Origin of the sequence: Bacillus sp. ZY-1-1 (genome assembly GCF_003047165.1) — a bacterium.
Lineage (GTDB): Bacteria > Bacillota > Bacilli > Bacillales > Bacillaceae > Bacillus > Bacillus velezensis.
This window is the reverse complement of sequence record NZ_CP027061.1, coordinates 2,732,317-2,750,772: the sequence shown is the minus strand read 5'-3', so window position 1 is coordinate 2,750,772 and position 18,456 is coordinate 2,732,317. Positions and strand designations below refer to the sequence as shown.

Here is an 18,456-nt window from a genome sequence, read left to right as displayed (position 1 = left end):
GCGGACACTGATCATTGCACAGCTCACTATGCTCTGATTGGTGTCCGTTTTTATTTGCACGGAGGGATAACAAATAGATAATGAACACGAAGCGGACATGCAAACATTCAGACGCGGCAAGGGCGGCGCATTTAATAAGGGGAGGAATCAGAATGCAGGATTTAATCATTCACAGGAAATATATTGACTTTCATCCTGTTTGTAATGTTAATTAGAAGATGTATACAAAAACATTATAATGAGGAGGTCTGGATGTGAAAAATAAAGCGGGAATACAAGTTGGAATATGCATTGGGCTTTTATGTTTAAGCTTTACCGGTTTCAGCCCTTTATTCGGCTCTACGCACGCTGAAGCAAAATCCATAGAAAACACAAAAATGACAAGCTGTATAACGGATCAAAAATTTGTTCAGCTTGAGAAAAAATTTGATGCCAGGCTTGGGGTTTATGCGATTGATACGGGGTCAAACAAGACAATCGCCTATCGGCCGAATGAACGGTTTGCTTACGCATCAACTTATAAAGTTCTGGCCGCAGCTGCTGTTCTGAAGAAAAGCTCAAATGAAAAACTTAATGCCATCATCCGCTACAGCAAAGACGATTTAGTTACATATTCTCCAATCACAGAAAAACACCTGGATACAGGCATGAGCCTGAAAGAAATCTCAGAAGCCGCTGTCCGTTACAGCGATAATACCGCCGGGAACCTATTACTGCAGCAGCTTGGCGGCCCTAAAGGTTTCGAAAAATCACTGAAACAGATTGGGGATCATGTAACGAAAGCGGATCGATTCGAGACGGATCTAAACTCTGCGATTCCCGGGGATCGTCGTGACACAAGCACAGCAAAGGCACTGGCAACCGATCTTAAAGCGTTCACTTTGGGTAACACTCTCACGACTGACAAGCGCACGATCTTAACGGATTGGATGCGGGGCAACGCTACCGGCGATGAACTGATTCGGGCAGGCGCTCCTGCAGGATGGGAAGTCGGCGATAAATCCGGAGCCGGAAGTTACGGGACGCGAAACGACATTGCCATCGTTTGGCCGCCTGACAGAGCTCCGATTGTTTTGGCAATCCTGTCAAACCGATTTACGGAAGATGCCGATTATCATAATGCTCTTATCGCTGAGGCTGCAAAAGTCGCTCTTCATGATCTTAAATAAACATGCCGTTCATTTTTTATGGACGGTTTTTTATATGTTGAGAATGCGGTATGCGGGTTTCGATGTTATAATGTAAAGCCATAAAATGATGGGAAGAGGGGGAGTTTCGATGCATTACATAACGGCATGCTTAAAAATCATCAGTGATAAAGACCTTAATGAAATAATGAAGGAATTCAAAAAACTTGAGGAAGAAACGAACAAAGAAGAAGGCTGTATTCAGTTCCATGCTCATCCGCTTGAACCATCAGAACGCAAAATTATGCTTTGGGAGATTTGGGAAAACGAAGAAGCTGTTAAAGTCCATTTTACGAAAAAGCACACAAAAGACGTTCAAAAACAAGAATTAACGGAAGTAGAATGGTTAATGAAAAGCAATGTGAATGAGTAAAAGGCTTTGTCTGTTGTTGGCTGACTCTGCCGGTAACAATCATCAGTTTCATTCATTAAAACCCTTGCTGCGCAAGGGTTTTTTACTTTGAAAAGTTCTTTATATCGCAGTCTTTTTATGGGTAAGGAACAGACTTGGAATGAAGATGGCCGCAAGGATGATGACGGATACTAAGAATCCGGCATGGTAGCCTTTTAAACTGTTCGGAATCGTTGGCTGCAATCCTTGTATGACAGTTGCGGTAACGGTTGCGATCACAGCTGACCCAAAGCTGGAACCGAGGTTTTCAATCATATGAATACCGACACCTGCTTCCGGAAGCTGTTTGCTGTCAAGACCTGTATAAGCGTCACTCATTAATGGGAGCATAATTCCTCCAAAACTGGTGCCGCGGATAAACAATACGACGGAAATCCAAATCATACTTGTGTTATCGGTGATAAAAATAAGCGGGATAGATCCGATCAGCGAAAGAACAAGACTGACCGTAACCACGTATTTCGCACCGATCTTATCAATCATTTTTCCGATCAGCGGACGAGTCACGAGCATTCCGACTCCTTGAGGGATTAAAGCGAGTGCTGCTCCGACTGTCGTGAAATGACGAATGTCTTGAAGAAACAGCGGAAGTATTAACATCGGCCCCATGATGGCAACATTCGCTAAGAACAACCCGATCGAAGATGCTAAGAAGCTCTTGTTTGCAAACAAATTCATAGGCAGCACGGTTTGGTTTTTCTTGATCAGATTATATACAAGATAAATGACTGCTGAAACAAGACCGATGCCCGCCCATAAAATGGTGTCGCTATTGTTAAATGATGCATGATCCGCCGCTTTCGTAATACCGTACATCAATGCCGCGCTCATTAATGACAAATTGATAATCCCGAAAATATCGAGTTTACGATCTTTGTTGAAGGGTTCAAAGTCTGGAATGGTTTTCATCATAAGCGGTGCGGCAACCAAAACGATGAACACGTTGATGTAAAAAATCCAATGCCATGAAGCGCCTTGGACGATGAAGCCTCCGATGACAGGTCCTAAGATCGGGCCGAAGATCATAGGGGTGCTGACGATTGCCATCACTTTTCCCAGGTTTTCCGGACCTGCCGTTTTAACCAAGAGTGTTGACATAAGCGGAGTGATAATGCCGGCGCTGAATCCTTGAAGCAAACGGAAGAAGATGAAGCTGGAAACGTCACGGCTCATTCCCGCAAAAACAGAAATGACACCAAAGGCGATGACTGAGCCGATGAAGATTTTCTTACCGTTATATTTATTCATAAGCCAGCCGGATACGGGTACTGCAATCGCAAGTGCTAACATATAGCCTGTAACGGACCACTGAATGGTATCCAATGTCGTGTTGAAGTCTTTGGTCAGTTTGTCGATGGCGATGTTTACCATCGTAGAGTCAAGCATTGGAGCAATTGCTCCCAGTGCAATAGCCCAGGCGGCTGTGAGAACTTCTTTTGGCAGCCGAAGTTCCTTTCTTTTATGTGTTGACATATTATTCTCCTCTCAAAATCTCTGTCTTTGTTTCCTTGTCAACAAAATAATAGAGTGATTTTGTTTCTTTGTCAACAATAAGAAGGATATAAAAAGGCAGCCCGTTTTCATGGAGCAGGGCTGCCTATGGTTTTATTCCGATTTCATGTCTGCACCAAGTTTCTTTATTTCTGAATCCAAATGCCTGCTGTATGTTTCCACGAAGCTCAGCATCGTGTCAAATTGTTCATCAGTTACTTGTTCAAACACGATTTTGTCCCGTTCTTGAAACTCTTTGTGCAATTCCTCGTGAATTTTATAAATGACTTTTCCTTGCTCGGTAAGCCTGAAATAGATTTCTTTCTTGTTAAGCGGCTTCTGATAGCTTTCGATAAGGCCTTTATTGATAAGCTTCTTCGTTAATTTACTTATAGCGCCTCTTGTCATATAAAGGGACTCCGCAAGTTTTGTCACATTGGCGTCTTCAATTTTTTCGATGAATTCGATGCAATGCACTTCAGAAGGTTTATGCCCCTTAAGGCTTTCTTCCATCTTCAGCCTATTCAGCCACACCATCTTGTTAAAAAAGTCCCTGAAATCCGTGAGGAGCTGTTCTTTTTTGTCCATGACCCGTCCTCCTGCTCGGTGGTGCTTACACAATATTATAAAATGTTTGTTTCTTTTTCAACAATCGTAAAGTTATTATTTAGGAACTGAGAGATAGTGCGCAGAAATAAGAAGGAGGGGGAACAGAAGAAGTATCCTATTTTTAACCGAAATGTGTTTTTTCGAGTATGTTTCTTTCCGTATTCGTTACTAGCTCTTCATAACAGGCTAACTCTGCAGCCTTACAAAAAAGCAGGCTGCGAAAAGAGCCTGCTTTAGAATTGCATCAATCATTTTCCTGTTGCGGCATCATAAAAAGCGTCAATTGCGGTTGTGTATTTCAAGACGTTTTTAGACACTTTTGCGGTTGCGCCTAGTGGATACGCATCTGACAGAACGCTGGAGTGAGCTTCGGGTTCCCAGTAAAATACGCCGGTTCCTTTGCCGTTCGGAACGGCTTTCACCAGTTTTATGGTGTCTTTTATGGTCCAGTAGGAATCTTTCGGATTATTTTCATCTCCGCCCAGTTCAACCACCATGACTTCCTTGTTGTAGCGTGAGGCGATGTCATTCAAATTAGATGATAAATGGCCGGTGAGCTCCCAGTACGGCTTACCTTCCCAATAGGGATAGAACGAAACGCCGATGATGTCGGTTTTCCCTCCGTTTTTAAAGAATTGATCAAACCACCATCTGAATAGGCTGTTGTCCGTGCCGTGTGCCAAATGGCTGATTACCTTGGTGGCCGGGCTGACGGATTTCACGGCGTCATAGCCTTTGTTCAGTAAGCCGGTCAATTTGCTGAAATCGTTCGTGCTGCCGTCGGGCAGTAAAATTCCTGAATTCATTTCATTTCCTACTTGCACCCAATCAGGGGAGATGCCGTGATTTTTAAGTTCTTTCATGACATCGTACGTATGGTTATACACGGCTGCCTGCAGCTGGCTGTTTGAATAGCCGGTCCATTGGTTCGGCTTGATCTGGTGGCCGGGATCAGCGAACACGTCACTGTAATGGAAGTCTACCATTACTTTCATTCCTAACGCTTTTGCCCTTTTGGCCGCCGCAAGTACGCCCGCTTTGTCACTATAGCCGAGCATGGTCCATGTTGTGCCGTCTTTCAGCCAATAATAGCTGCTTGGCGGATTCACAAACACTCTCAGTCTCACGGCATTTATTCCGTGATCTTTAAGAATCTGCAAGGCATCTTTCTGTTTCCCGCCGTCATCCAGCCAGCGCACACCTTCATCCTCCATTTGTTTCAGCCATCCTATATCCGCGCCATAGGCAAACGGGGCATCCGCTTTTGCTTTAGGAGACTTACCAATAAATGTAAAAGTGGTGAAAATGAGAGAAAGACAGATTGCGCTCACAAATACACGTTTCAATCGGTTTTTGAACATCACAATACCTCCTGATAAAAAAGATTGTTGATTGATTTCACTCTGAATGTTTCAGCTGCCATTCTCCAATAACGTCGTGAAACGCTGAAACGCCTGAATTCCTTCGGGTGTCATTTTAAAAACGCCTGCATCGGTCAGCGCGCGTAAAAATACATTCGCGGTTTCTCTTTGTAAAACAGCGGCTGCATTTTCCGGTGTCACGTCTTTATCCGCTTTGATGTTTTCAGCCCACGGAAGATGAATGTCCTTGATGTCATGATGTTCATTCAGTAAATACTTTTTCACTTCTGCCAGCTCATCTTTCAGACGGGGAGGTAAAACGGCGAGCCCCATCACTTCAATCAGACCGATATTTTCTTTTTTGATGTGATGGACGTCTTGGTGCGGGTGAAAAATGCCATCCGGATGATCTTCGGAGGTGCGGTTGTTTCTGAGAGCGAGATCGATTTCAAAATCCGTTCCCCTGCGTCTGGCAATCGGGGTGACGGTATTATGGGGTTCATTTGTCTTCGAGATGATGCTGACGGATTCATCTGAATATTCCCGCCACTTTTCAAAAACATAGGCAGCGGCATCTGTCAGCAAATCCGGATCTTTTGCGCGAAGGCGGATCACTGATACCGGCCACTTTACGGCTTCGGCCTGAACGTCTGGAAAATGACGCATATGAAAAGGGTAGAGGGAACCCGCTTTTGCCATGGGAAACTCATGGGCGCCGCCTTGATAATGATCGTGTGAAAGAATGGAACCTCCTACGATCGGCAAGTCTGCGTTTGATCCCGCGAAATAATGCGGGAAAATTTCCGTAATGGCCAGAAGCCTTCTGAAGCTGTCGCGGCTGATGTTCATCGGCTTGTGCACGCTTGAAAGAAAGATGGCATGCTCGCTGTAATACGCATAAGGAGAGTATTGAAAACCCCACTGTTCTCCCGCTAAGTCAAGCCTGATGATGCGGTGGTTTGAACGGGCGGGGTGATGCGGTGTTCCGGCATACCCCTCGTTTTCCATACAGAGCAGACATTTCGGATACCGATTTTCCGGACTGTTTTTTACCGCGGCGATGTCTTTAGGGTCTTTTTCCGGTTTTGATAGATTAATGGTGATGTCCAATTCCCCAAAAGGTGTTGTTGAGCGGTACACGATATTTTTTCGAATGGCCCGCGTCTTAATATAGTCGTTGTTTTGACTCAATCTATAAAAATAATCTGTTGCTTTTTTCGGGCAATCTGATAACAATTCTCTGAATGCGGCATTGATCAGAGAAGGGGCCGGTGTGATTACGTCCATGATTCTGCTTCCCAGCATGTCTCTTTCAGCCGGCGTATCGTTTATGATTGACCGTTTTACCGCGTCTTTCACCATTTCGTCCAAATAGTGAAGCCTGTTTTGTTTCTTGATACGTTTCGGTTCTGCATAATCCGTCAGTCCGAGCAGATCGAGAAGTCTGTTTCTTGTATAAATCACATCTGTTTCATTTATGTCGCCTAAGACAGTGCTTTCTTTCAGAAACCCTGCCACTGATTCAAAAACGTCAATGACCGCCGCCTCCATTTCATTTGTCCTTGTATCCGTTAGGATGATGCCGATGCCAATTCCATGCTGACGCAATGATTTCCGATATGTCCGTTTGTTTCGGATTCCAGCCGAGAATGTTCCGCGCTTTATCGCTGGAAGCGATGAGGGCGCTTGGATCACCGGGTCTTCTTGCGGACGCTCTTACTTTTATGTCTCTTTCGGTCACTTGCCGGGCCGCTTCCGCTATTTCTGATACGGAAAACCCGCTGCTTGATCCTAAATTGAAAATGCCGCTGTCTCCGCCGTTTTGCAAATATTCCAGAGCGAGAATATGGGCATCGATTAAATCGGAAACATGAACATAATCGCGGATGCACGTGCCGTCTTTTGTATCATAGTCAGTGCCGAATATCAAAACCTCCTCGCGCTGACCGAGCGCGGTTTGTAAAAGGATAGGGATAAGGTGGGTTTCCGGATGATGATCTTCTCCGATGGAACCGTCCGTTTTCGCGCCGGCAACGTTAAAATACCGAAGTGAGACATATTTTATGCCGCAGGCGGTATCGCACCACTTCAGCATTTTTTCTGCCATGAGTTTTGATTCCCCGTATGCGCTTTCCGGCTTTTCCGGCATGTCTTCTGTGATGGGCGCTTTTTCAGGTTCGCCGTAAACAGCGGCGGATGAAGAAAACACAATGTGTTTCACTTCGAATTCCTGCATGACCTCCAGCGTAATTTGCGTACCGTACACATTATTATTGAAATATGAAAGAGGGTCTTTCATTGATTCGCCGACAAGGGATTGAGCGGCAAAATGGAGAACGCCTGTTACGTTCTCCTTCGCAAATACAGAGCGAAGAAACGGTTTGTCACGGATATCTCCATGGTAAAAAACGGCTTTTTCATGAACGGCTTTCCGGTGGCCTGTCTGGAGATTATCCACAGCTATCGTTTCAAATCCTTTGTTTACTAATTGATCAACCGCATGAGAACCGATATAGCCGGCTCCGCCGAGAACGAGAATCGCCATGATTTATTTTTCCCTCCATTCAGCCGCGCCATCGCTTATATCCGCGATGTAGAAAGAAGCTTCAAGACCTGTCCTGCTGCGGTAGTGAGATGAAACGGCCCGGATAAAGCCGGCGGTTTCTTCACTTTCCACAATGGCTATGGCGCAGCCGCCGAACCCCGCGCCCGTCATCCGCGCTCCGAGTGCTCCTTCTTTCCAGGCTGCTTCAGCCAGCGCGTCTAATTCGTCACCGGTCACTTCGTAGTCATCACGTAACGAACGGTGCGACGCATTCATCAGCTCCCCGAACGTTTTCAAATCATTCGATTTGAGAGCTTCCGCCGCTGAGAGGGTCCGCTCGTTTTCATTGACCGCGTGCCGGGCTCTTTTACGCAAAGTTTCACGGGAGAGAAGAGGTTCGAGTTCGTTGAATTCTTCTCCCGTCAATTCCGCAAGTGATGCGATATTTTGATATTGCCGCAGTTCCGTGAGAGCCGCGTCGCATTCGCTGCGGCGTTCATTATACTTTGAAGCCGCCAGCTCCCGGCGCTTGTTCGTATTCATAATGACGATTTTATATCCGTTAAAAGCAGCCGGAATCATTTCGTGCTCAAGCTTATCGCAGTTTAACAGAATGGCCATGTTCTTTTTGCCTTTTTGCACTGCGAATTGATCCATAATCCCTGAATTCACGCCGATAAATTCATTTTCGACTCTTTTTCCGATAAGCGCCAGTTCAGTATCGGAAACATCCAGGCAGAATAACTTTCTTAAAATGGAACCGGTTAACATTTCAATGGAAGCAGAGGAGCTTAAACCGGCTCCGTTTGGTATCGTACCGTGAAAAAGAATATCCATTCCGCTGTCTATTTGGCCGCCGGCTTCAAGAAGATAATGGATCATCCCCTTCGGATAATTGGCCCAGCCGTCTTCTTTTTTGTATGCTGTGGCGGAAAGATCAAGGCAGACAATGCCGCTGTCAGGAAAGTTTTCTGAGTATAACCGGATCTGGTGATCTTCGCGTTTTGCGCATACGGCATATGTTCCGATCGTAATCGCGCATGGAAGAACGTGGCCGCCTATATAATCCGTATGTTCCCCGATCAGGTTGATCCGGCCGGGTGCGAAAAACAGTTCTCCGTTACTTCTCTTGAAAATGTCTTCGAATCTTGATTTCAAAAGTTTGGCATCCATGATAAACCTCCGATTCTATTTTGAGGTATGCTCCAGTATGAACTGAATGGCTTTTTGTGAATTTCTGGTGAGGCTGATATATTCCGCTCCTTTCGTTGCGACGAGTTTCACATGCAGGCGGTCCGCATCTTCTTTAATGTCATCATAATAAGAGCCGACTTGCGGAGCCAAAATGATCATATCGAAGTCTTTCATGATGTCGTAATGGGATCCGTAGGCGCCTGCTGAGGCGGTGATCGGCACGTTGTATTCTTCGGCTCCTTCTGTCAGTGCGTTCGCAAGCATAGCGCTCGTTCCCGCTCCGGCGCACAGCACTAACACATTGGTGCCGTGTTCCAAGGCGGATGAGGATTCCTGAAGATTTGTGCTGATGACGGTGGCCGCGTCTTCTGAGGCGCCGGCCATGGCTGGCTGTATCTCCCGGGATTTTTGCGGCGCGGTTTCAGGTTCGGTATGTTGGGCTTCTTCCGCCGCTAATACTTTGTCATAAGCTTTACAGAATGGCAGGTATATCAGGAAATCGACAATGATTAATACAGCCGTCAGCACAAAAGCCGAGAGCCCCATGCCGGTTCCGAGAATCAAGCCGGCGGGCGCCGGGGTGGCCCACGGAAGAACATACATAAAACTGTTCATTCCGATGACATCCACGAAAAATTTAAACAGACAGACATTCACCATCGGCGTTACAACAAACGGAATGAAAAAATAAGGATTTAAAATGATCGGCGCAGCAAAGAGAAGAGGTTCGTTTACTGCGAAAGACACCGGAACCGCGGATGCTTTTCCGACTGCTTTCAATTGCTTGGATTTTGCGAAAAGCAGAAAGATAAACGGAACAACAAGGGTTGCGCCGGTTCCTCCCATTGTGCCGACGAAGTTCCCGAGTCCGACGGTCAGCACGTTGGACGCCTGCTCGCCGGCATTATGAAGCTGAAGGTTCGCCTCCACATTTGCGTAAATAATAGCTGCGATGGCCGGCTCTACAATAGAAGGCCCGTGAACGCCGACAAACCAGAACAGCGCCATCATTCCCCAAATGACACAAATCCCGAGATAACCGTCTGCGGCGGTAAAAAACGGCGATAAGAGAGAGGAGAGAGCCTCTGCAAACGATACATTCAGCGTATTCCTGATCAATAAATCAACGATCACCATGGCCAAAACGGAAAAAGCGAACGGAAAAACATCTTTAAATGTTTGTGAAATGGTACCCGGTACTTCTTTAGGCATTTTAATCGTAATATTTTTCAGCACGCAGAATCTGTAAACGTTCACCGTTATGAAAGCGGATACAAAAGCGGCTAAAAGACCTTTTGTGCCGAGATATTCCGTGGAGAACCCGCCGTCGATTTGAGTGACGCTTAAAATGAGAAACCCGACGACTGAAGCAAGCATCGCTGAAACGGGGTTGATCCCTTTGTTTTTCGGCATTTTTCGGTTCATTGATTCACTCAGGCATTTCGCACTTGTTGCCGCAACGATCAGACCGAGGGCGCCCATTGAATAGTTATAAACTTTCCAAAGCCATTCAGAAACACTTTTAGGCCAAGTGAAACCCAACACTTCCGGCACAGCGGCGGTGAGGATGAAAATGCTGGCGAATAAAATAACAGGCATGGCAGTTAAGAAGCCGTCGCGGATCGCGCCTAAATAAATGTTTCTTGAGATTTTTTCGAAAAACGGTTTTCCCTTTTCGATTTGCTTGATGATACCGTTCATTTTTCCACTCCTTATCGGCGGCTTCGGTAGAGTTCTATAAAATCCTGAATAAGATCACGGAGCAAAAGGGTTGTCATCAAGTGGTCCTGGCCGTGAACGAAAATAAACCCTAATTCCATGTCCTTGCCGTCAGCTTCTTCAGCTAACATTTTCGTTTGCGCATTGTGGGCGAGGGTTAAATTTTCATCGGCGCTTTTCAATGCTGCTTCCGTGTTTTCGAAGTTTCCGGCACGGACTTCTTTCAGGACTTTCAATAAATTGCTCCTGGCGTCGCCGGCATAGGCGACGATTTCAAAACCGAGCATCTGCAATTCTTCCTTTGTCATGAAAAAAACCTCCTAAAGACGGCACACATGATGAAAAGAGATTCTTTTCATCATGTATGATCGTTAAATGATTGTTTTTGTTTCACTTACAAGTTTGTACCAGTAGGCCGATTCTTTCGGATACCGTTTTTGGGTGTCGAAGTCGACGTAAAAAAGACCGTAACGTTTGTTGTAGCCGTTGGTCCATGAAAATAAATCCATTAAGGACCATAAGAAGTACCCCTTTACATTGACTCCGTCGGTAATCGCTTTACTGACGGCTTCTAAATATACTTTTAAATAGTCGATTCTTGCCTTATCCATAATGATGCCGTCTTCAAACTCATCTTTATAGCCCATGCCGTTTTCGGTAATGTAAATTTTGTTATATTGGGGATAGTCCCGTTTGATGCGCATCAGCATGTCATACATGCCTTCAGGGTAAATAAGCCAGTCCCAATCGGTCCGCTTCAGGCCTTCTTTGTAAATTCGTTCGCCGATTCCTTTTACTTTATAGACCGAAGTGCCCTTATCGCCCGTTCCGTTATGGTGAATAATGGTTTCTCCGTCGTACGCTTTGACGAAATGGCATTGATAATGATTGATGCCGAGATAATCATTGCGCGTTGAGGCTTTTTTCATCACGTCAAAGTCACTGTCTGAAAACTCGTATGAAGCGCCGTTTGCCTCACAGATTTCATCCAGAGCACGCATGGTTTCCTCAGAATAATAGCCAAGGTAGGTGGCATCGAGGAGGAATCTCACTGATAACGCGTCATCCAGAAAACAGGCGTGGCGGTCTTCTTCTGTGCCGCTGGCGGGATATTTTGTTTCCAATGAGTGGACGACCCCGATTTCTCCCGGATAACCGCCGTCTTTAAAAAGGTTGACGGTCATCGCATGCGCTACCATCATGTGATGGAGGCATTGAATGACTTTTGTGATATCACTTTTAACAGATGGCGGGAAAACCCCGAGTAAATACTGGTTGGTGGCTGTGGGATAAATTTCGTTAAACGTGCTCCAATATCTGATTTCGCTGAATTCTTTAAAGCAAAACTCCGCATAGCTGACGAACGCTTCTATTGCAGCGCGGTTGAGGAAATCTCCCTGATCAAATAATCCTTTCGGTGTATCGAAATGATGCAGCGTGACAAAAGGGGTGACGTTGCGTTTATGGCACTCTGAGAAAATACGATGATAGTAATCAACACCTTCCTGATTGATTTTGCCCGTGCCGTCAGGGAAAATTCTCGTCCAGGCTATAGAAAGGCGGATGCCGTTTATTCCGAACTTTTCACATAGTTTAATATCTTCCGGAAACTGGCGGTAAAAATCACTTGCCGGATCAGGGCTGAATCTTCCCTGTTTTTCAAGAAATTCATCCCAGGCCACAGGCCCTTTGCCGCCTTCTTTTGTGGCGCCTTCCGCTTGATATGCCGCAGTCGCCCCGCCGAAAATAAAGTCATGAGGTAATTTGAGCATTACTGAATCCTCCTTCGCCAATGTGTGAATTGGAGTTTGTTAATGTTTGTAATTGTTATCTTTTGTTTAATAGTAAACGCATACATTTTTGTTGTCAATAGCTTCATAAAGAAATAACATCTGTGTTTATAGAGGTTATATAAGTTTTTCGTTGTTTCGCATGTTGATTATGTTGTTTGTTAATGTTTATTTTTGTTGACCGGATTGCCGCAGTATGTTAGATTGTGTGTAAAGTTGAGGGGATGATTGAACATGTTAAAAAAAGAGCGACTTTTAAAAATCATCGATATCGTAAACTCGCGGGGGTTTATTACGGTGAGTGATATTATCGATGAACTGGAAGTTTCTGATATGACAGTGAGAAGAGATCTGGACGAGCTGGATAAGGCCGGAAAAATCGTACGTATTCACGGAGGCGCACAGAGCATATCTTATTCCATTGATCACGAATTATCGCATAATGAAAAACTCGGTGTTCAAATGGAGGAGAAGGGGAAGATCGCGGAACTCGCAGCTTCCTATGTAAATGACGGCGATACCGTTTTTTTAGGGCCCGGCACGACGATTGAACTTTTAGCGAAACACCTGCTGCATAAGCGAATCAGGATTATCACAAACAACTATCCCGTATTTGATATTTTGAAACATGGCGACACTGCGGATACCATCCTGATTGGCGGCGACTTCCGAAAAAATACCGGTGCCTTCGTCGGCCCCATCGTGAACGGCAATCTGCAGAAATTCAATTTTACGAAGGCTTTCATCAGCGCCAACGGCATACATAATGATGAGATTTCTTCTTACAGCATTGAAGAAGGGGAAGCTCACCAAATCGCGCTGAATAATTCGCGGACGAAATTTTTGCTGGCGGATAATAAAAAATTTAACCGGGAAGATTTTTACGTGTTCTATAACTTGCACGATATGGACTATCTGATTACGGATGATAAAGTCATGAAAGATGTTCAAATTCATTACGAGCAATATGTAGATGTCAAAATCGCAAAAAAATAAAAAAGGCGGGCGGTTCGATGAAAGGGGTTATTTTTGATTTCAACGGCACGATGTTTCAAGATTCGCATCTGCACGAAAAAGCATGGTTTTTCATGGTGAAAAAATACGCGCCGAAAACCATTTCTGATGATGACATTTTCGTTAACATTCACGGGAGAACAAACAGTGAAATCCTGACGTATTTTATTTCCGGCGATTTAACAAATGAAGAAATCAGGAAGCTGTCTTTTGAAAAAGAAGCTTACTACAGAGAATTATGCCTTGAAAACAAAGACGAATTAAAGCTGACGAAGGGACTGACCGGCGTATTGAATCATCTGAAAAAATCTAAAACGCCGATGACCATCGCTACGGCTACGGTAAAGGAAAATGTCGAGTTTTACTTTGACGTCTTTCATTTGGATCAGTGGTTTGATTTTGACAAAGTCACGTTTGATGACGGGAGCTTCCCCGGAAAACCGGCGCCGGATATTTTTCTCATCGCATCGGAAAAGTTAGGCCTCAGACCTGAAGAATGCTTGGTCATTGAAGATGCCTTTTCGGGGCTCACAGCGGCGAAAAAAGCAGGTGCGGGCAAGATTATGGCCATTGACCCGCACGGAAAAAACCGCGCGCTATTTGAAGAAAAACAGCTGGCGGGTGACGGGATACTGACAGATTTCACCTCGTTTTTTGAGGTGATTGCCGGACATTCTGTTTGAGAGATGCAGTTGGATTGAGAGTGATCTTTACTTTAATGTGAAATGCCTTTGGTTGAAGCTATTATGAGCTTCATTAAGGATTCATTGAGAGGTGTTATTCTATATTACTCTTATATACTAAATTTTTAGTAAACTGTTGGCCAATAACCGAGAAGTGAAAACCAAATCACTTTTAAATCCAGAGGCCTTTTTCAATATTTCTTTGATCGAAAGTAAGTGATCTTGGATCGCTTAGTTAAATGAATCTCTTGTCATACGATCGCCATCTATAAATGGAATTATCACAAAGATGAGAGGAATGAATAAATTGACAGAGAAATATGACAAGTGGACAAGATTACTTGATATGATTGAACCTAATTATGCTTTTGAATCAGCAGTTGTGGGTAACTCTATTTATGTATTAGGAGGTGCACGTAATCAAAAATATAACAAAAATTATAGTTTTGACACCATAAGTCAAAAATGGACGCAAGGATTAGATATACCCACACCCAGGGTAGGTTCATGCACAGCAGTGATAGGTAATTATATTTATGTATTGGGCGGTTATAAGGGAGCAAATGTTTACAGCTCTGTAGATGTTTATGATACTAAAACAAATACATGGGGACGTGCACCTGATATTCCGACCCCGACTTGCCATGCATCAGCCGCTGTTATTAACGATACAATTTATTTGATTGGGGGATTCGACACCGATGCTGCTCATTCGCAACATTATGCTTTTGATACTTTATCCAAAACTTGGAGTGTTAAAAAAGCGCCCCCAATTAATATATATGCAACAGAAACTGAAGTTTTTAACGGAAAGATTTATTTAGTTGGCGGGCAAACTAAAGAAGTAGTTCAAGGACATATCAGAAGCGATCTAAACGAATATATTTACGAATATGATCCTGTTATGGATAGATGGAATCGCAAAAAATTTTTAGGACCTTTGCAAAATACTTCGACAGCTGTCCTTAATAATAAGATTTACATTATTGGCGGTAGAAAAAATCCAAGTGTGATTGAGCCTTTAACAAAAGTATATGATCCAATTAAAGATGAAATTAGCGTAGAAAAACCCTATCCTTTTGAAAGATATGATGCCAGAATAGCCGCAGTTGGAGACAATCTTTATCTTTTTGGCGGTCTAACGCCGTCTGGATATGCATTAGAATATCTGCATGCTCTTACTCCGGTAAAAACCGAAGAGGATAAAGATGGAGAACCAAAGAATCCTGAGGAACCACCAAATAAACAGCCCGCCAGTAATCGGGCAATTCTTCTTGTTACAATGACCACAGGTCTTGAGAAAGAATTTGATCTTTCAATGGAAGAGATTAAAGATTTTATCAGATGGTATGATCAAAAAAGTTCTGGAATAGGCTTATCTAGATATGTTATCGAGAAGCACTATAATAATATAGGGCCTTTTCAAAATAGAAGGGACCATATTGTTTTTGGAAACATTCTTACTTTTAATGTGAGTGAGTACACTTTAGATAAATAATTACCTGTTTTCCTTCTGCAGCCCTCTTTTTTAAAAAGAGGGCTTTTTTTATGAGGTGTCTATTCTTTTTCAGTTGCGCTTTTGTTTTTGTATAATGATTTTCTCATTGAAGGCGGCATTTTTGGATCAGAAAGGTGTTCGCCTTAATTGAAATATTGGCTGAATTTATAGATTCGCAGAGATAAGGGAGTCGTAAAAGATATGCCGTTTGCGGATTTCAGCCTGTCTTTTGAGAAGGATCATTCTTCAATGACGCTTATTTCCCCCGTGCCGAAAAAAAGTGAAACACGTTCTCCTCGCTTTTCATAGGTTTTGATAAGTCCTTCCTGCCCTTTAAGTTTCCAGCCTTTTTCGGCTATTTCCAATTGGTATAAACCGCTCGGACCTTCTTCTTCTTTTGCGAAACGGTATGTATAGTTTGAAACGTAATTTCCTTTTTCATATTCCTTTGTTTTAGTGTGCATAGCGAATAATGGCACCGGGAAATCAGGGTGAGAAACAGCTGCTTTATATCCTCCCAAAATAAATAAGCTAAATAACAATAATATAAAAAACCACAGAATATATTTCATAAAACCTCCTTATGTCAATTAGTCGGTGCATTTTAAAAAAAGATACACCGCATGATTGGGTTATAAAAGCGGGTAAGAAGATAAGGAAAGGAGAGAGACGGATGGAACTTGATTTTGTGATTCGTCTGGCGGTTGCGGGTCTGCTTGGGGCTCTTATTGGATTGGAGAGAGAATTCAGGGCAAAGGAAGCCGGTTTGAGGACGCATTTTTTAGTGGCCGTCGGCAGCGCCTTGATGATGATCGTTTCCAAATACGGCTTTTTTGATTTGTTATCCAACAGCCATACGTCCTTTGATCCGAGCCGGGTGGCGGCGCAGGTCGTCAGCGGCGTCGGATTTTTAGGAGCCGGCACGATTATTTTGCAGCGGCATGTCGTGCGGGGGCTTACGACGGCCGCGGGGATTTGGGCTACGTCGGGGATCGGGCTGACGATCGGGGCAGGTATGTATGTCATCGGCATCAGCGGCACGATTTTGGCGTTAATCGGGCTTGAACTGTTAAATTTTCTGTTTAAACCGGCGGCGCATTCTTTGTCTGTCAGTTTCAGGATTGAAGAGAAAGCCGTCATGCATGATATTTTAACTTCTCTTGAGGAAAAAGGAATTCTGATTACGTCCTATGAATTGAATAAGGCGGTGCTTGAAGTGAAGGGAAGGGTGAAAAGCAAAAGCGGGAAAGCAGCGGTAATGGAGAAAGTTCAAGTCCTCCCGTATATCCTGTCGGTCAAAGTTGAATAGCAGACAGGGGAAGCCTCCTGTCTGCAGTCATTTCTTTTCAAACATTAATACCAAGGATAGAACGGGATATACGGCCGCGGATAGTATGGGTATGGTCTGGGGTAATAATAAGGCGGCCGCGGATAGTATGGATATGGTCTGGGGTAATAATAAGGCGGCCGCGGATAATGATATGGCACCCGTTCGTGGCTCTCGGCTGTGTATTCATGATCGAAAGGATCGTACAAGAGGAAAACCTCCTTTTCAAATGTTGGTTCCGTTTACCTTATTCCTGTATGCCCGGTACGGTGTATGTACAATGGGCAAAAAAAAGACGCCGGTTATCATCCGGCATCTTTTTTACACTTTCACATCAATTGAATGTCCGGCAGTCGGGTGCTGGGACGGCAGCATTTTCACTGTTTCTTCCGCCGCAGCCTGTGCATGCTGCAGGACCGTTTTTGTTAAAGCGATATTTACATTCTTGGCCAGAGATGCCTGATGCATTGCGATTGATAACGCAGGTATATCCATAGCTTCCACCTCCTTATCCCTTCATATCGGCGGCGTGCTCCGATTATGAAGAGGGCTGGCGGTTTCTTTTTACGGCCCATTCTAAAAGTGCGGCAGCGCATACCCCGAGGGTATAGGCGAAAATGTCACTCCAGACAAATTGCCAGCCGAGGATCAGCCCCCCGAGCGTGCTGCTTCTGACCGCGTCAATCCACGGCGCGTGATACAGCTGGCTGCATTCAATCAGACAGCAAAACGAGAGGCTCAAAATTGCGGCTGTTTCCGTCCGGATGTGCCGAAATAAAAGCCCGAATCCTGTAAAAATCATGGCCGCCCACAAGGCATCTCCTAAATAAGCATTTATGATGCCGGGCAATAGGGCGGTGATGTATGCGGTTCTGGACAGCAAACCGAGGGCGATGATAAAAACGGTACATATTCCGTATGTCAATGGATGTCTATTCACTTCACACTGTTCCCCTTTTTTTGTACTCCCATGTATTGTAAGGAACGACGGAGAAGCTGTCTATGAAAAAAACGGCCCGGGAGGCCGCTTTTTTGCGTTATCTGGCTTTTAGGTTGACATGATCTGCTTTTTGATCACTGCCGATGACGAAGCGGAGCTCATACTGCCCCGTATGGTAGACGTAATCTGTTTCGCCCGTTTCTGGCACTGTCAGGATTTTGTCAGCGCTGCCGATTTGTTTGCTTAAGACGTCAGGTGTGACGCTGCCGAGGTTTAAGCGCCGCTCGACCCCCGTTCCGAAATAGCGTATTTCCGAGATTTTTCCGTTTTTATGATAGGAAAATCCATACCCGGGGTTTCCCATGTTCCAGCTGTATAAATCAAATGGATTGCGGCTGTCTGCTTTTTGTTCCGGCTCGCCGATTTTATTGTAAACGTCCTGTCTTGTGCTTTGGTTGATTTTCAGGCCTTTCACATTTTGCGGCATTTCCCCTTTAAATGCCGATTGGTAAAGGCTGTTCACCAGTTCTTGTGCACGCTGGTTTTCCGTTTTTGAAGCGGCTGCGGCATGGACGGGCTGTGTATCCGAAAATGCTTCTGCTCCGAAAGCGCATCCCGTGAGCATCACTGCCGATAATCCCGTGACGAGTGTTTTTTTCTTCAACATGTGAACGCCTCCTTTTTAC

The 18,456-nt window shown here is 44.5% G+C and carries 19 protein-coding genes and 1 pseudogene; 6 read left to right on the top strand and 14 right to left on the bottom strand.

Annotated features, from left to right (window positions below):
• Positions 1-248 precede the first annotated feature (248 nt).
• Both bla and C5I45_RS13535 read left to right on the top strand, forming a co-directional pair.
• Positions 249-1,169: a class A beta-lactamase gene (gene bla, locus C5I45_RS13540; protein ID WP_095324102.1), complete on the top strand. Its 921-nt coding sequence runs from the start codon at positions 249-251 to the stop codon at positions 1,167-1,169.
• Positions 1,170-1,278: 109 nt separating this feature from the next.
• Entirely contained in the window at positions 1,279-1,560 is a 282-nt protein-coding gene (locus C5I45_RS13535; RefSeq protein ID WP_003154950.1) for a putative quinol monooxygenase, read from the top strand.
• A gap of 99 nt (positions 1,561-1,659) precedes the next feature.
• Here the strand turns inward: C5I45_RS13535 and C5I45_RS13530 are convergent, their stop codons facing one another.
• From C5I45_RS13530 to lacG, 9 genes are all read right to left on the bottom strand, one after another.
• Positions 1,660-3,072 carry an MDR family MFS transporter gene (locus tag C5I45_RS13530; RefSeq protein WP_025851887.1) on the bottom strand — a complete coding sequence of 471 codons (1,413 nt, stop codon included), beginning with the start codon at positions 3,070-3,072 and terminating at the stop codon, positions 1,660-1,662.
• Positions 3,073-3,204: 132 nt separating this feature from the next.
• Positions 3,205-3,678, bottom strand: coding sequence for a MarR family transcriptional regulator (locus C5I45_RS13525; RefSeq protein ID WP_003154948.1), 474 nt, complete (start codon positions 3,676-3,678; stop codon positions 3,205-3,207).
• A gap of 269 nt (positions 3,679-3,947) precedes the next feature.
• Entirely contained in the window at positions 3,948-5,060 is a 1,113-nt protein-coding gene (locus C5I45_RS13520) for a glycoside hydrolase family 53 protein (protein WP_095324101.1), read from the bottom strand.
• 51 nt (positions 5,061-5,111) lie between these two features.
• Positions 5,112-6,611 (bottom strand): UDP-glucose--hexose-1-phosphate uridylyltransferase, encoded by a 1,500-nt coding sequence (gene galT, locus C5I45_RS13515; RefSeq protein WP_025851882.1) that lies wholly within the window; start codon positions 6,609-6,611, stop codon positions 5,112-5,114.
• 1 nt (position 6,612) lies between these two features.
• The gene (gene galE / locus C5I45_RS13510) at positions 6,613-7,605 is read right to left on the bottom strand and encodes a UDP-glucose 4-epimerase GalE (RefSeq protein WP_107994444.1); all 993 of its coding nucleotides are present in this window, start codon (positions 7,603-7,605) and stop codon (positions 6,613-6,615) included.
• A 3-nt stretch (positions 7,606-7,608) separates the two neighbouring features.
• Entirely contained in the window at positions 7,609-8,778 is a 1,170-nt protein-coding gene (locus C5I45_RS13505; protein ID WP_107994443.1) for a galactokinase, read from the bottom strand.
• A 15-nt stretch (positions 8,779-8,793) separates the two neighbouring features.
• Positions 8,794-10,500, bottom strand: a complete 1,707-nt coding sequence (locus C5I45_RS13500; protein WP_044053114.1) for a PTS lactose transporter subunit IIBC — start codon at positions 10,498-10,500, stop codon at positions 8,794-8,796.
• An 11-nt stretch (positions 10,501-10,511) separates the two neighbouring features.
• Entirely contained in the window at positions 10,512-10,826 is a 315-nt protein-coding gene (locus C5I45_RS13495) for a PTS sugar transporter subunit IIA (RefSeq protein WP_107994442.1), read from the bottom strand.
• A 63-nt stretch (positions 10,827-10,889) separates the two neighbouring features.
• The gene (lacG, locus tag C5I45_RS13490) at positions 10,890-12,290 is read right to left on the bottom strand and encodes a 6-phospho-beta-galactosidase (protein ID WP_025851873.1); all 1,401 of its coding nucleotides are present in this window, start codon (positions 12,288-12,290) and stop codon (positions 10,890-10,892) included.
• Positions 12,291-12,542: 252 nt separating this feature from the next.
• Between lacG and C5I45_RS13485 the strand changes: the two genes are divergently transcribed.
• From C5I45_RS13485 to C5I45_RS13475, 3 genes are all read left to right on the top strand, one after another.
• On the top strand, positions 12,543-13,304 hold the full coding sequence (locus C5I45_RS13485) for a DeoR/GlpR family DNA-binding transcription regulator (RefSeq protein WP_003154937.1): 762 nt from the start codon (positions 12,543-12,545) through the stop codon (positions 13,302-13,304).
• Between the two features lie 17 nt (positions 13,305-13,321).
• Entirely contained in the window at positions 13,322-14,005 is a 684-nt protein-coding gene (locus tag C5I45_RS13480) for an HAD family hydrolase (protein WP_107994441.1), read from the top strand.
• 298 nt (positions 14,006-14,303) lie between these two features.
• On the top strand, positions 14,304-15,503 hold the full coding sequence (locus C5I45_RS13475) for a Kelch repeat-containing protein (RefSeq protein ID WP_223151993.1): 1,200 nt from the start codon (positions 14,304-14,306) through the stop codon (positions 15,501-15,503).
• Positions 15,504-15,742: 239 nt separating this feature from the next.
• Here the strand turns inward: C5I45_RS13475 and C5I45_RS13470 are convergent, their stop codons facing one another.
• On the bottom strand, positions 15,743-16,075 hold the full coding sequence (locus tag C5I45_RS13470; protein WP_003154935.1) for a hypothetical protein: 333 nt from the start codon (positions 16,073-16,075) through the stop codon (positions 15,743-15,745).
• Positions 16,076-16,176: 101 nt separating this feature from the next.
• On the opposite strand from C5I45_RS13470, the pseudogene C5I45_RS20250 reads away from it, so the two are divergent.
• A pseudogene (locus tag C5I45_RS20250) lies at positions 16,177-16,573 on the top strand (MgtC/SapB family protein); the annotation flags it as partial.
• Between the two features lie 283 nt (positions 16,574-16,856).
• Here the strand turns inward: C5I45_RS20250 and C5I45_RS20245 are convergent.
• The 4 genes from C5I45_RS20245 to C5I45_RS13445 form a co-directional block, all read right to left on the bottom strand.
• Entirely contained in the window at positions 16,857-17,039 is a 183-nt protein-coding gene (locus tag C5I45_RS20245; protein ID WP_071543315.1) for a hypothetical protein, read from the bottom strand.
• Between the two features lie 112 nt (positions 17,040-17,151).
• Positions 17,152-17,325: a YjfB family protein gene (locus tag C5I45_RS13455; RefSeq protein WP_071543316.1), complete on the bottom strand. Its 174-nt coding sequence runs from the start codon at positions 17,323-17,325 to the stop codon at positions 17,152-17,154.
• Between the two features lie 43 nt (positions 17,326-17,368).
• Positions 17,369-17,770: a ribosomal maturation YjgA family protein gene (locus tag C5I45_RS13450; RefSeq protein WP_014304825.1), complete on the bottom strand. Its 402-nt coding sequence runs from the start codon at positions 17,768-17,770 to the stop codon at positions 17,369-17,371.
• A 97-nt stretch (positions 17,771-17,867) separates the two neighbouring features.
• Positions 17,868-18,437 (bottom strand): YjgB family protein, encoded by a 570-nt coding sequence (locus tag C5I45_RS13445; RefSeq protein WP_003154930.1) that lies wholly within the window; start codon positions 18,435-18,437, stop codon positions 17,868-17,870.
• Positions 18,438-18,456: the final 19 nt, after the last annotated feature.